At 49.2% G+C, this 15,005-nt stretch carries 8 protein-coding genes; 2 read left to right on the top strand and 6 right to left on the bottom strand.

From position 1 onward, the window contains the following. Window positions 1-340 precede the first annotated feature (340 nt). A complete protein-coding gene (locus tag PJI16_17260) occupies window positions 341-1,507 on the top strand; it encodes a 4-phosphoerythronate dehydrogenase (GenBank protein MDT3779315.1) in 1,167 nt (388 codons plus the stop codon). A gap of 146 nt (window positions 1,508-1,653) precedes the next feature. Here PJI16_17260 and PJI16_17255 read toward each other — a convergent pair whose 3' ends face one another. The 6 genes from PJI16_17255 to ftsH all read right to left on the bottom strand — a co-directional run bounded on the left by PJI16_17255 (window position 1,654) and on the right by ftsH (window position 13,321). Next, a complete protein-coding gene (locus PJI16_17255; GenBank protein MDT3779314.1) occupies window positions 1,654-2,535 on the bottom strand; it encodes a hypothetical protein in 882 nt (293 codons plus the stop codon). A 685-nt stretch (window positions 2,536-3,220) separates the two neighbouring features. Further along, window positions 3,221-4,411 carry a hypothetical protein gene (locus PJI16_17250; protein ID MDT3779313.1) on the bottom strand — a complete coding sequence of 397 codons (1,191 nt, stop codon included), beginning with the start codon at window positions 4,409-4,411 and terminating at the stop codon, window positions 3,221-3,223. Between the two features lie 718 nt (window positions 4,412-5,129). Further along, window positions 5,130-8,531 (bottom strand): PKD domain-containing protein, encoded by a 3,402-nt coding sequence (locus PJI16_17245; GenBank protein MDT3779312.1) that lies wholly within the window; start codon window positions 8,529-8,531, stop codon window positions 5,130-5,132. 730 nt (window positions 8,532-9,261) lie between these two features. Continuing rightward, window positions 9,262-9,858, bottom strand: coding sequence for a hypothetical protein (locus tag PJI16_17240; protein MDT3779311.1), 597 nt, complete (start codon window positions 9,856-9,858; stop codon window positions 9,262-9,264). Between the two features lie 685 nt (window positions 9,859-10,543). Further along, window positions 10,544-11,086 carry a hypothetical protein gene (locus tag PJI16_17235; GenBank protein MDT3779310.1) on the bottom strand — a complete coding sequence of 181 codons (543 nt, stop codon included), beginning with the start codon at window positions 11,084-11,086 and terminating at the stop codon, window positions 10,544-10,546. A gap of 408 nt (window positions 11,087-11,494) precedes the next feature. Then, window positions 11,495-13,321: an ATP-dependent zinc metalloprotease FtsH gene (gene ftsH, locus PJI16_17230; GenBank protein ID MDT3779309.1), complete on the bottom strand. Its 1,827-nt coding sequence runs from the start codon at window positions 13,319-13,321 to the stop codon at window positions 11,495-11,497. A gap of 259 nt (window positions 13,322-13,580) precedes the next feature. On the opposite strand from ftsH, the gene rmuC reads away from it, so the two are divergent. Further along, window positions 13,581-15,002, top strand: coding sequence for a DNA recombination protein RmuC (gene rmuC, locus PJI16_17225; protein ID MDT3779308.1), 1,422 nt, complete (start codon window positions 13,581-13,583; stop codon window positions 15,000-15,002). Window positions 15,003-15,005 lie beyond the last annotated feature (3 nt).

Genomic DNA, 15,005 nt, shown 5'->3' with positions numbered 1-15,005 from the left:
ATCTAAGAACCTGGCTAGTCATTTTAGGAAAAGGCTTTTGATGAATGTTCTTTAATGAGAAACTAAATAAAAATCAGTCGGCCGTAATCTCTATGGTTTGCTTTCAATAGGTCTAATTGGTTTAAATAGTACGGTGAGTGAGACCTGACTGAATAAGTCCGGTCCCATTCTTTTCAACTCGCCTCGACAGAAAAAAACTCGCCCCCTTTCCCCTCTCCCCGGGCTACTTGCCTGTTCTTCCATTGGGTAGGTCCGCTGAACAAAAAAGCAAGGCTAGCGGCAGCCGGTAAGTTGCGATAGGCTGCATCTTTTGAAAAACACTGCGAGGAATGCATCAGACATGAAAAAATTGATCAATATTGTGGCAGGAGAAAATATTCCGTATATCAAAGAAGCATGTGCCGGCCTGGGGAACCTCACCCTTTTGCCAGGACGGTCCATCACCTCCAACGATTTAAAAGACACGAACCTGATACTCATTCGATCCATTACGAAAGTTGATGAGACCTTATTGAAAGGCACTCCTGTCGAATTTGTCGGGTCAGCCTCCGCAGGAGTGGACCACATTGATATAGCCTACCTCAAAGCCCGAAATATCGGCTTTACCTCGGCAGCCGGATCGAATGCCAATTCGGTGGCCGAATATGTTCTGGCGTCCTTATTGTTCCTGGGAAAGCAACAGAGTTTTTCACTCAATGGCAAAACCATTGGCATTATCGGCGTCGGGAACATCGGCAAACTGGTGAAGACCAAAGCAGAAGCGCTTGGGATGGTCCCGGTTCTCCATGATCCTCCCCTGGCAGATTCGGGCCAGGTCGAGCACCGCTCGTTAGCCGAAGCCCTCAGTTGTGATGTGGTCACGCTCCATACGCCATTAACCACCGACGGCCCCTACCCGACCTATCACATGCTCAATGAGCAGACACTCCAATGGCTCAATCCAGCAGCGATCTTCATCAACGCCGCCCGTGGAGAAGTCGTGGAGACACAGGCGCTGCTGAACGCCATCACAGAAAATCGTGTCGGACCGACCATCATCGACGTCTGGGAAGACGAACCCGGCATTAACTGGGACCTCTTTCAAGCTGTCACGATCGGCACGCCCCATATTGCCGGCCACTCCCTCGATGGCAAAGCCAATGGCACCTTTATGATCTATGAAGCCTTGTGCAAACATCTGGGGATATCCCCCGCATGGAATCCTGTCCAGGTGCTGCCCACACCAACCGTCCCATCTTTAACCATCGACTACCACGAGCAATCCGATGAAGAGTTGATTCAGGAAATGGTCGCCACGATCTATGACCTGGAGGCCGATTATCATCGCATGCAAGAACTGCTGGCCATTCCTCAGGAAAAACGGCCTCAATGCTTTGATGAACTTCGCAAAAATTATCCCGTCCGCCGGGAGTTCCACCGGACCAACGTCACGCTCCCGAAAAATCAGGAGAGGCTGCAACAGCTCCTTGCAGGAGTAGGCTTCTTGGAATTCAGCGAAGAAGGATAAATTAGATAAAGGCAGGTCAATTGCTTTGAACCTATTCGTCCTGGGCTTCGCGTCCGGCGAGGCAATCCAAGCTTCTATTCTAAGGAAAGCCCAAAGGGAATGCGCTATAGAGCTGCCGGCAGAAGGATTGAATTCTTACCTTCTATTTAGGTACCGCCCTCTTGTTGGAAGGGAAAAAGAGAAAGATAGACGGTATCCGCCCGCTTCTTAATCCACTGAAATCGAAATAACGTGCGGATTTGACTGGAGTACTGCCCAATATTCGCCTCTTGCCAGAGGCCTTCCGCAAAATAACGCCGATTCTCTCCCTCACTCAGGAATCCTGCGAACTTCTTATCGGTCACAAAGCTCACCGCCCAACTGTTCGTCCAACTTGGATGACAACGCTGAACATAGTCATCGACCTCAAGAAGTAACGAGGTCATTCCCTCCAGATCCGTCATGATGGATTCGGACGCGAGGAGAAACAGCACATCATGCCCTTGAGGAATATCGATAAGACCAATACGGCTTTCCAGTGCCACACAGGCCTGGTGGTCAATGGAATACACATCCGGTTGGCCGGGATCGCCTTTTGAAATTGTGAGGGTATTGGGTGAACCGGGTTTGCATACAAACTTTAAGTCAGAGGGGGGACAGTCCCACTGCAATTGCACACCTGCTTGCTCAATATCATCTAACAGGGAAGGAATCCGGGGATTTAAGGCCACCCTATTCTGAATCGATTCGCCCGGCACGAGCGGAACTATTTGTGATCCGAACCTCCCGATCGGAATGTTCTGCTTGATAGGACTCTTGTGCGCATCCAAACGGGTGGCCGAGAGCCAGGTAGAACCATCCGTGGGATTCCAGGGCAAATCCCGAACATCCACGCTGACCGGCTCATCACTGATATTGGTTAAATGAACATGTAGTTCATACAGATGTTTGCCGGGCTTCTTTAAAAACACCTCCATCGCCAACGGCAATCGAGGCTCTTCCTCAGAATCTTCCCCCACACTGAATGGGGGGAATAACAAAATGGTCAAACACCAAATACCAAAACTTATTACAAGACAACGAAATCGGTTCAAGAAACTATCCTCGCCTAGGCCGTCACCAAATCCCCATTTCATCTTTAAAGCATACTTCAAAGACACTCTGAACAAGATAGGGCCTTTTCAGACGAATGGTCAAATTCAATCAGAAGGAGAGGTAAATTTGCAATGTCAATCATGTGACGAAGGGTCCATTTTGTACAAAAACATTTCACTAGAAAAGGTAACTACATTCAATACAGGTGGTTGGATTCGATCTAGCAGAAAAACAAAGTTTGCGACGGATGGCTTGGACCAAGGACAAGCGTAATTGAGGATGGTTTCAGAAATGCCACGGTCAATTCCATTTGAACCACCCAGTTGCTTAATGAATGCTCCAGACTATCCATGCCTTTCATTCCAGGAAAATTCTGACTGGTTCGGTAGAGGTGGCCAGAGTTGTACAATAGATCCGGCTCTCGGCCTCAAAGGGCTTCTTGCCTTAATGATACCATTGAACCATAGTCACCGGTTAGTCAATACCGCTAAACATCCCGAGGCTTGGCCCCACATTCTGGTCCTTCCTCACCTTTAGGCAACTTTCATGGTGGTTCAATATCGTGGGGGGGTAAGGTAGTGTGCCCAGAAAGACAGGGCAGCAAGAAGCTGCCCTTTTGTGAAATTGGTTTCTTCTTCACTAAATTGGACACCTCACGTCTACCCAGGGGGCTTTCCCGGAAAGGGCTACCACGGCATTAGGCTCCTTAGCTCCTGGGCCCATCTCTCCTTGAAAAACGATAGTCCATTGGATTGGCTTAAAAAAGGACAGCTGACTAAGCAAAAAATATATTCTCTCTCCCAGTTCTATGTCCGTTGGTCCTATAGGACCTTCGCCCGTGGACACACGCGATCCATCGGGTAAGTCATAATAGAAAGCCCCTTGCCCCTCCAAGAGTAAATTTGAGGGAACTTCAATGTCCACTTCCAGATGCCCGCCAGGCTGAAAAGTTCCATCGGGGTTCGAACACATTCTATATTCGCTCTTTTTCAACAAGATATCTCCTCTAAAAAAATAGGAGAGGACGGCGGCGGAATAGCCCACTGCGCGGGGAATAAGATGCCTGGCATAGGCGTCGTAAACTACATCATCCAGTCGCAGTTTCCCTAAAAGATCGAATTCCAAGTTAAAAAATTGCGTCAAGGTCTCGTTCCCTGTGTATCTAGCTACCCGTGCCCCAGGAAAAGCCGCACTTCCTAGGCGAGCAAGAGTGAGGTAGGGAGAAGGGGCAGGGGCAGGAACCAATTCCGCCACACTAGGATAAGGAGGAACGGGACTATCTTGTCCAGCAATACGATCATCGCTAAAGAAATTAGCACTGGCATATTCGGTAATCCCCACATCAGCTCCAAGAGTAACCCCTGGATTTGATCCGGAATACATATTCCGGTCAAAGAGATTGCTAAACGGTTCATTTCGTACCGCTCCCGCAACCTCTAGCATTGAAGAATCTGGACTGATTACTCCAGCACTGAAATATGAAGCCACACTATGTCTATCCATAAAATCATGCAACCCATCTCGGAGAACATGAGGATCATCCCGGACATGGGCGGGGTTCGCGGAATCCTGAAGTAAATGCATGACTTGGCCTAAGGCCCGGAAGGTTTTGGCCCAATTTTTATCTCGCTCGGTTTTGGTAGGAGAAGTTAAGGCTTTGAAGTAATACTCGCGCGCATCGTCCCAAGACCATTCCTGATTTCCCACCGAACTAAGACTCCAATTGATTGCAGAATCAGATACTCCTGCCAGCCCTGTATTCGAAATGGGTTCATGGAAATGTCGAAAAAAACGAGGCCAATCATCTTCGAATTCACTACCTTCAATCATCCATTTTTTAGCTGTCCTTCCGTCCACTGATGCATTCAACCCTCCCTCTAATCCGAGATTATTGATTAGGAACGTATTCAGATCAGACGCAACAATCTCAATGGCTTTCTCTGTGAGTTCCCGATGAGTATTTATTTCCCATGCTTTTGCTTGACTTGTAAAAAATACCAGACTAACTATCAACCCAGTGGCCCACAAAAGTGAAATTTTGAAAAACCTTGGAAGCGCTTCTTCGAGATAAAGAAAGAATTTGTAAAAGGGAAATCGAATTGAATTCAAATTTTTATTTCGAGACCAATTTTCTAACAACTTAATCTGATTCATTTTAGATTATCCTCATTTGTTTTGTTTGGGCTGCTCATTTTTACGAAGCTTTTGACCTTCAAGATCGAATCGTTCTACAAACGGACCAAGCAACCACCCTAGTAGACCATATTGCAAGGGACCTATAATGAAAATGATTAGGTGAAAAACCCACGCAGGATTACCAATCCATCTCTCTAACGGAGTAGCCAAAAAAACTACGACCGCAGGAAAATTTAAAACCGATATCATAAAACCGAACCTTTCTCCTCGACCTCCACTCAGCACCCACCATGCACCTACAAACAAGAAATACAAGCCAGAACACCCAACTGCACCAAATACCCTATACCTGTTCTTTATTAAAAAAGGATACTTCACATGGCCTCCATTGGAGTCTTTTAATTTTCACTCTTTAAAAATTCCGGATCCGCCATTGGCCATCGGTATCCAGAATGAACTCCACTTCAAGAGGAAATTGCATTGGGCCGAATGCCAACGGTGCCGATGCCTGGCCCACCACCCGTGTTCCCTGCCCGTCCGTGAGATGCAGTGGCACTGCAAAGATAGCTGCCAGCTTATCCAAATGATCCTTGAGCACGGTCCAATCATGGCGCATGACCTCCCGTTTTCGGATTAGGATATGCGAAAGCGCCTGTTCAATATCGCCTTGCGCGAGCGCCCCCATCATGCCCGACCATTCGGAATTGAGCATAATTTCAAATGCCACGGGATCCAACACCTGGACTACTGCCGTGGCGTCAAATCTGTTTCCCATGGTATCCGATACACTTACTTTGGGCAGATACAACCCTGACTGGGTGAAGGTGACGGTTTGCTCCAAGAGGTCCGGTCCCTGGGCGTCGATGGCGCCATCGCCTTGGTAGTCCCATTGAATATTGGCCACCGGTTGATCGATATCGATGGACGCTCGAAGAGTAACCTGAGTGGGTGCCACATTACGATCCGGCGACACTCGCAATTCCACTTGGTTAGTCGCCATATCCGTAGTGTGGACCTGCACGGTGGAAGAGGCACGCTGTCCGCAAGCATTGGTGGCTTGCACGAGGACAGTGGTGGGTCCGAGAGTTCCCGTTCCCTCACGGACGGGCACTTGATCAACCGCATAGGACGACCCGAAGGCTTTAGCGGCTTGTTGATTGACGACCACCCCTACCGGGCTGGAACCACTGGTCATGAGGCTTCCTTTTACCAACATAGTTGATTGATTAATCGTAGCATTGGCCAGCGGAGCGTCAATGGTCATAGCCAAACAATTGCCAGTACAGGCGATATAGGCCTGCAGTTGTGCGCCGAGTGGACCCGTTAGTCGCACTTCAAGACTATTCCCGGCTTGCACCACTATGGACTGAGTAATCTGACTATGGGCTGCGGTGAAATTTTGACCCTCGATCACTTCCGTTCCATTCAAAAGAACAGTCCCCTGGGTCACCCGATTTGCACCTCCCGAGGTCCCATTGATGATGACTAATTGATAGTGGGCCGCCGGTTCGCAGTTCGAAAAGTTCGCCTTAAAAATTTCTTCTCCCGTGGCATGTTTAACCCATGCCACCGGCCCCCAGATGGGTGTGAGACTTGTCGGTGTAGCGGAAAGGGTGACACCAAGATTCACGCTATTGGTATGCCCAGCTCCATCCACCCCCCTAACAATCAAAGTATTATCTCCTTCCTGTAAGACAACGCCATCGACAAGAAACACTCCTCCTGTGACGGTCGCGGAAATTCCATTGACCGTGACTGAAGCGTTGGGATCATTGACGAATCCTGTTACCGTGATAGGACTCACCCCCACCACACTACCTTCTGGAGGGCTGGTAATCAGCAAGGCCGGCAATCCGGGAGGTGCGGGAGCATGCGCAACGATAACGACTGTATCGGGATTGCTCGAAGCCTTTCCATCTGAAACCACGAGTGTCACGACATAGGTTCCAGGAATATCCGGAATAATGGTGGGCTGAGCGAAAGTAGGATTTAAAAGAGTCGCGGCACTCCCTTGAGCGCGGCTCTCCAACGACCATTGGAAGCTTAAGACATCGCCCTCTACATCATGGGAACCGCTTCCATTGAGAGTGACTAATAAAAAGACCGGCACGCTTTGATCTTGTCCCGCATCGGCCACGGGGGGCCGGTTGCCTGCAGTAATCGCCACCGTGACGGGATCACTATTTCCCACCCCATCGTTGACGATCAGCTGAGCCACATATAATCCAACTAGATCTGCACCAAAGGTCGGTTGGATGGAAGTTGAGTTTGAAATTATTGCAGAGCTCCCTGTTGGTTTGGCGATAAGCGCCCATTGAAAGGTCAATGAGTTGCCATCCACATCATGGGAGCCGCTTCCATTGAGGTTGACAGTACTTCCTACCGGAACGGTTTGATCCTGGCCCGCCTGAGCTACCGGCTTGGAATTTTGAGTGTTGATCAGAACCATGTCCGGTGAGCTGTCTTCTTGCCCATCGTTCACTATCAGTTGCACCTGATAGGTCCCTGCCAGATCAACCAGGAAATCTGGCATGGACGAAGTCGGGTTGGAGAATGCGGCCCTACTTCCATTTGGGATGTTAACAAAGGACCAATTGAAACTCAGCGGGTCCCCGTCTACATCATGGGAATCATTTCCATTTAAAATGACCGATTGTGAGACAAACACGGTTTGATCTTGGCCCGCTCCGGCCACAGGAGGCGAATTCATCGTTGTGATTGTTACCGTATCGGGATCACTATCGACTGTCCCATCATTCACAATGAGTTGAAGTGTGTAGATTCCTGGAGTGTCAATCACCAGAGTAGGCATGATTGCCATGGTGTCAGAAAGCGTCGCGGTACTCCCTGCGGGCTGTGAGAGAATTGTCCACTTGTACGTCAGAAGATTCCCGTCCACATCGGTTGATTCGGTCCCATCAAGCTGCACCGTCATTCCAACCTGAACAGTCTGGTCAAACCCTGCGTGTGCCACTGCCGGAGTGTTTCCTCCCTGTCCCAACCCGAACCCTCCTTCTAATGCGATTGTGTTGTGGTTCCCCATTCGAACCCATTTACCCACAAACGCTCCGGTAGCCGTGCTTTCGGCTCTGAACCGCAAAAGGCCGTTAGGAGCATAGACCTTCGCCCGCACCTTACTGCCTTCCCCAAACTTTACCGCCTCCGGGGTGTCATCGATGGAACCTGTAGTTCCATTAATCCCAATCCCAATTATAAGGATATCAGCCGCAGTCAGATTTGCTGCACCTGGTGCTGGACCAACAACCGTTTGTCTGCGAGTATCGATCTGGCCCTTCACGCGAATCTCGACGGCCTTAGTCGCTAGAACTTGGGCATCTTCACGAATATCCCATTCCTGAAAGTGGTAAAGGCCGCCTGAAAGTGTGACAATGGCACCAGGCCTTGCTTTGAGCCGACCATAGCGTCCAGCCTGGAGTGTAAGGACTCCTCCGGCCGGGACATCGACATCCTTCGATCCAGGATGAACCGGTGGGACGGGAGGCAACTCGGAAACAAGTGGAAAGCTGACTGGTGTTGCCTGGGTCCCTAGGATCTGGCCCGGTCCTAAGAGTGTATTGACCAAAATATTCTGTATCCGAGAACCACTTTTCAATCTGACGGTATTTCCAATGATCGCGCTATTACTGTTTTGAACCACGACGTCGTGACCGATGGTCATTTCTTGCTCACCGTTCAGATAGGGACCGATACTCGTTTGATTTGCCCCAACATCTCCGCTGAAAATTGTACTACCCTGTCGAACCCAAACCCCCTCACTCCCTAGCACCACAAAATCCTGTGCGGCATTGGCCATTCCAGACATACTCAGAAAAAAAAGGAACGCGACAACAATCCATGAGGAACTAGCATGCATTCGAAAATTTTTTGTCAAACTCCATGTCATTGAAGATATTCCCCTCTTTGCTAAACACCCATGAATATTCAAAATATAATTTCCTTAGGAGTGAAAGCTCCGGAAGTATGAGAGCGTAAGGTAATAGCGCATATACCCCGTTGTAGGGGAAGCAATTTTAAAAAAAATGGTGAACTTAAAAATTATTGGATAGGAAGGATGAGCTGAGGAATCAGTCTTCCTCCCCCAATAGATAGCGGCAAGGCCAAGCCCATTAACTTGATAGTTCGTTCATGCCGACCACTATCGGGAAGACTGGGGGAGTACCGGTAAAAACATGTGAGTGTTGCTGAAATTCGTTGAGAGGATCACCAATAGATAGCCTAAAGGCTATCCCCAAAACAGACGGTTCGAATCCCACCGTACAATGAAAGTAAAAAAATAATCGGATGAACAACACCATTACGACCAGAAAACACGGATTGGAACGCGGTACGAATAATGGCCTTGAAAAGGCGACAGGTATGATGAATGAAAATGTCTACTCGAGGGGAAACACTCAATTATGAAAGCTGTGAATGACGCTGAGTAGCGTTGTTCTCTCAAATTTCCTAGAACCGTGAAGTTCCCACAATCGCCGGATTTCCAGAATACGCTCCCACTCAGAGTTGGGTTTTAGAAATTTGGTATTTTAGAAATTTTTGATATACCATTGATGATCCGCTTCCCACACAAACTCCACATCTAACAGAAATTGGATTTCCCACATAGGCAGTGGGTCCGCTGATTTGGCCACAGCTCGGAATCCTTCCCCATCTGTCAATTGAAGAGGAACGGAAAAAAGATGCGCAATCTCTCCTAAATGAGCAGCCAGCACGATCCAATCCTGTCTCATGGCATCATGCTTTCTGGTCGCCACATACGAGACAGCCCCTGCAACATCCTTCTTCGCTAAGGCCGCCAGCATGCCCCTCCACCGGGCATTGAGAGCAGCTTCAAGAGCTTCCGGATTCTCTACCACCACCTCAACCGTCGCTTCAAAAATTTGACTCTGTTTATTGGTGACAATCACCCTAGGAGAATAATGGCCCGCATGTGAGAACGTGACAGTCTGAGAATGCAGGTGAGGCCCTTCTGCATCAAACCTTCCATCTCCGTCATAATCCCAGGCAATCATTTCCACTTCAGGGACCATATCAGTGGAAACCCTCAAGCTCACCTTGCTCGGAACGACATCCCGCTCAGGGGACGCCCGGATGTGCACAAGAGGCGTCCTGCTGTGATCCATGCCATAGGCAATTCCAATTCCACACATGAGGACTAGGATGGCACCTGCGGATTTCCTCAGCCGCAATAATGGCGTCATTCCTTAGTTCTCTATATATTTTTCTTATAGCCTTTGTTTTCACTAAGAACATCTGGCAGGACTCACTGAGCAACTTGATCCATTTCGATCCGTCTCTATTTCGGACATGTTTATTGATTTCATGAATGTAAATTTCATGGAAGTCCTCAACCCTGAAATGAGGAAAGGACACGGTCCGTCCCGACAGGATCTTCACCTTCTCGGGAAATTTAAGCAAGAGGCAATTCTGGGAGGATTGATTAAATTTTCGACTATGTTCTCGTGAGGAAACGCGACTGGGTGGGGAAAAGCGGCTTGGATAGCCTGTAGGCAAAGAATGCGATGGGACCAAACGTCAGTTCAGCTAGCTCTTCCCTGCACAACGGGAATCTTTGATCGCTCATTTGAGCAAGCTCATGATGGAAAAAACCAACACAGGACTCACCACCAAACAGTTTTGCGAAAAGCAACTTTCTCTTCTCCGGATTCCACGTTGCGTTTGCCAAACATGGCGGTGCCGATTTCCACCGCCCGAATGCCCGCCAATAAATGAGTCGAGAGTCTGTGAGACTTCTTATTGGGCTCGAACTTTCCGGCAAGCTTTATTTTACCTCAAAACTATCCCCACCTAATTTTTAGCACAGCGGGGATCTGCTTTTTGAATGGCCGCGATCTTCTGATCATCGAACGGGATAGGGGCACAGCCATGCCCCTTTTCACAGACGAAGTCAAACCTGGCCGCTGGCTGATGACAACTTAAGCACGTAACCCCCTGCGAAACATTGACGACGTTGTCTCCCCGATCTTGAATCTTGGTGCCTTCTTTGGAGACTTCCAAAAAGAAAAATTCCCAGCCGTTCGTTTTTGGGAACTTGTCATGCGAATGTTTCACCATCGCCTCATGGGGAACAAGTTGCAGGATGGTTCCAACGGGATACTCCGTCTCCGGGACGCTGTCCCGTAAGATACGCTTGGCCTCTTTCAATTTTTCCGGATCGTCATGCTTGATCCGCGTATTTCTGACTTTCGGGAAATCGAGAATGCAACCGAATGAGTCCTCGGTCACCGTGATTTCTTGAGCCGACACGCTGGAAGTCTGACTGAACGCAAGCCCCGCCACAAGACATACACAAAGAGAGACTTGGCAGAAGAACACAATAGATTGACGCATTGACCGACTCCTTTCATTCCGCCCTGACGAGCATCCCGCGAACGTGAATCTTAAGCTGTCCCCACTGTATACCCATTCATATTTCATCTATTCGGGGAGCAATTTTCGAAGCATCATACCTCAATGCAGAAGAAATAAGGAACAACTGACAATTGTGCCTCATACCGCACTTCGGCAATGCTCGCTTATTTGATTATTCCACTATTCCGTATGAGCGATGAGGTGTCTGAGAAATGGCGCTTCCTCGATGACGCGAAACGGCTTTGAGCTTTTTTTTGCCGAAAAGTATACCAGGAGAAAAAACTTGATATAGCCGGAAATACCCGAAAAGGTAGGTGATTGCAGATGGGTGCAATCCGGACAGCATTCAGACAAATGGCAGGCCCGCTTCCGGATTGTCGAGTGGGATTAACTGGGAATGGCTTCTTCTTCCTTGGCGTGGAGAAGAGCCATGAGCTCTTCACCCATCATGATTTCCGCCTTCAACAGGGTTTCGGCCCCCGTCAACAACACAGGTCGAAGCCTCGTCAGCAGTTCCCGGACGCGAATCCCTTGTTCTTCAATAAGGCGGCGCACTTCCTGATCGACCTGTTGAGCGGTGTGCTCGGAATAGGTTGGGGCGGAATGGCCCTCCATACTTTTCAAGAAGTTCGGCTGAACGGTATCGTCTAAAGCCACCGTTCCCAACATGTCACTCATGCCAAAATCTTTGACCATTCGCTTAGCGATCCTGGTTGCCTTCTGCAAATCATCTGCCGCGCCGGTTGAGGCTTCTCCAAAGACCAGTTCCTCCGCAATACGTCCACCTAATAAGACGGCAATGCGATTTTCTAATTCAGAACGGGTGAATAAATACCTGTCTTCGATCGGGAGCTGTAACGTATAGCCCAAGGCTGCAACGCCGCGCGGAATGATCGAGATTTTTTGGACAGGGTCTGATCCAGGCAACGACATCGCCACCAACGCATGCCCGACCTCATGATGGGCCACTCGTTTGCGTTCTTCCACACTGAGGACTCGGTTTCTCTTTTCCAGTCCGGCAATCACCCGTTCCACGGCTTCCTCAAAATCCCGGTGTTCCGCCGTCTCCCGGCTTCGTCGGATGGCCAGTAGGGCCGCCTCATTCACCACGTTGGCTAAATCGGCACCAACCATTCCCGGGGTCATTGCGGCAATTTTGTCTAAATCGACATCCGGAGCCACTTTAATGTTTTTGGCATGGATGGCCAAAATAGCGGCTCTTCCCGGCCGATCGGGGCGATCAACCAGCACCTGTCGATCAAAACGGCCTGCACGCAACAGCGCCTGATCCAAAATTTCAGGCCGGTTGGTTGCGGCCAACATAATGACTCCCACTCGGGGATCAAACCCATCCATTTCCACCAATAATTGATTCAGCGTTTGTTCGCGTTCTTCATGCATCATGGGCCCCGTTCCCCGGGCTTTTCCCAATGCATCCAACTCATCTATGAAAATAATACATGGCGCCTTGGCGGTGGCTTGTTCAAACAAATCCCGCACGCGGGCCGCTCCGACTCCCACAAACATTTCCACAAACTCCGACCCGCTAATTGAAAAAAACGGCACACCGGCTTCTCCCGCAATCGCCTTCGCCAGCATAGTCTTTCCGGTGCCAGGGGGCCCGACCAGGAGCACACCCTTGGGGATCCGTCCCCCGATCTTAGTGAATTTTTCCGGGGTTTTTAAAAATTCAACCACTTCCATGAGTTCCACTTTAGCTTCATCGACCCCGGCCACATCACTCATGCGAGTCTTGATATCGCTTTCAATATAGACTTTAGCTTTGGATTTCCCGATTCGCATAAACCCGCCCCCAGCGCCCTGCCCCATCTTCCGCAAAATCCAAAACCAAATCCCGGCAAAGACCAGGATAGGGACGACCCAGGAAGCCACGTCCTTCCAGAGCGTACTAACGATGACGCCGGCAAATTCCACATGCTTTTCTTCCAACATGTTCACTAATTCCGGATCGTCCACCCGGACCGTCTGAAACCATTGAGGGCTATCCCCTCCTTTTTCAGATTTCAATTTTCCGTGAATAACCTTATCCGTAATAGAGATCTCAGCCACCTTATCTTGCTGAACCCAATCTTTAAATTGACTGTAGGGCACCTCATCCATATGTTGGGCAGCAAAATACATTTCCTGGAGAATAATGAGTCCCCAGAACGCAATAATGAAATACCAAATAGAGACCCGATATTTTTTTTCCATATTTGCTATCCTAACCTCTATTCCTGTGTGACGCTGAATCGCTAGTGGTGAACATTATCTTACTGTACCCAAGAATGAGAAATACGTCTATCCACATTGGACAAAATTCTTCACTGATTCGTTATTCCTGCCTAGCGGCAAATCTTGCCAACTTCTTTGTTCAGGCATTGGCCAGGAGTTGAAAAATCCCAGGATCTCTTGCAAGTACATCATGATGTAAGGAATTTTGATCGTCCGGGAAAGGCCTCTTTTGTCAAGCATGATCGCCAATTTCAACCCTCAGCTATTATGGATTCTCCTGGCCGGCTTGCTGGTTGGAGGGACAATCGCATGGGTCATCTGTTCCATTCTCTATCGAGGAAGGAAGATCCAAGCCCTACAAGAGACCGCCACTCGATTCGCCTCGGCGCAGGCCCAAACCGGAGAACTTCGGACCCAATTAGCCACCCTGCAGCAGGAACGTGATCGGGTTCATCAAGAATTCCGTCTGATGGAAGTGGCCAAAGTGTCAGCCGAAACAAATCTTGAAAATACGCAACGGCACTTAGCCGAACAGCGGGCCTTATTGGAAGATGCAAAATTGGCCTTATCGGATACCTTTCGATCGTTAGCCTCGGAAGCCCTGGCAGGAAACAATAGGGGATTCTTGACCCTGGCCGAGGAAAAATTTAAAGCTCTCAAAGAAGAAGCGACGGCTTCCTTCGACCAACGCCACACCTCCATTGAATCCTTATTGCAGCCGCTCACCGAATCCCTACGTACCTACCAAAAAGAATCTCAAGCATTAGAAGATAAGCGGCTGCGTGAACTCAGTGTCGTGGGAGAACAGTTACGGCAATTAGCCTCTTCCCAGGCCATACTCCAGGCGGAAACATCTAAATTGGTCAATGCCTTACGGTCACCACAGGTTCGAGGACGCTGGGGGGAAATCGCACTTCGAAGAACCGCTGAATTAGCCGGCATGTCAGCCAACTGCGATTTTTTTGAACAGGAAAGCGTCTCCACCGAAACAGGACGGTTGCGTCCAGATATGATCGTCAGGCTCCCGGCAGGAAGAGATGTGGTGGTCGATTCCAAAGTACCGCTCAATGCGTTTTTAGATAGCCTGGAAACACATACAGACGAAGACCGGGAAGCCGCGCTCAATCGGCATCTTGGTCAGGTGAAACGGCATATCAATCAATTAGCCTCAAAGGAATATTGGGATCAATTTCCAGCCGCTCCGGAATTTGTGGTCTTATTTATCCCCAATGATTCGTTCTTAGCGGCCGCCGCAGAGCGGGACCCTTCACTCGTCGAGTCGGCCTTAACGAAAAAAGTCGTAATCGCCACACCCACCACATTCATTGCCTTATTGCGAGCCATTGCCTATGGATGGCGTCAGGAACAAGTAGCTGAAGGGGCCCAACGCATCAGCATTCTCGGACAAGAACTCGCTGATCGCCTGAGCACACTGGCAGAGCATTTTGGGAGAATTGGACAGGCCTTGGGTCGGACAGTGGAGTCCTATAATGCGACTGTCACTTCATTGGAAAATCGGATATGGCCCACGGCCAGAAAATTCAAATCACTCGGAATCAGCGCAAAAAAAGACCTCATGGACCTAAAATCCGTAGAACACATGCCCAGGCCACCTGGTAGCATGGATTCCCAGCCGGAAGACTTTCCTTCTTCCTCATAAACA

This window comes from Nitrospira sp. MA-1, assembly GCA_032139905.1.
Lineage (GTDB): Bacteria > Nitrospirota > Nitrospiria > Nitrospirales > UBA8639 > Nitrospira_E.
This window is presented reverse-complemented; position numbering and strand designations above follow the sequence as displayed.

Bases quoted from the DNA above. Each gene is read 5' to 3' on its own strand.
- PJI16_17235 (MDT3779310.1), bottom strand. From the start codon at position 11,086: ATGCGTCAATCTATTGTGTTCTTCTGCCAAGTCTCTCTTTGTGTATGT.
- PJI16_17240 (MDT3779311.1), bottom strand. From the start codon at position 9,858: ATGGATCACAGCAGGACGCCTCTTGTGCACATCCGGGCGTCCCCTGAG.
- PJI16_17260 (MDT3779315.1), top strand. From the start codon at position 341: ATGAAAAAATTGATCAATATTGTGGCAGGAGAAAATATTCCGTATATC.
- PJI16_17250 (MDT3779313.1), bottom strand. From the start codon at position 4,411: ATGATTGAAGGTAGTGAATTCGAAGATGATTGGCCTCGTTTTTTTCGA.
- PJI16_17245 (MDT3779312.1), bottom strand. From the start codon at position 8,531: ATGGCCAATGCCGCACAGGATTTTGTGGTGCTAGGGAGTGAGGGGGTT.
- rmuC (MDT3779308.1), top strand. From the start codon at position 13,581: ATGATCGCCAATTTCAACCCTCAGCTATTATGGATTCTCCTGGCCGGC.
- ftsH (MDT3779309.1), bottom strand. From the start codon at position 13,321: ATGGAAAAAAAATATCGGGTCTCTATTTGGTATTTCATTATTGCGTTC.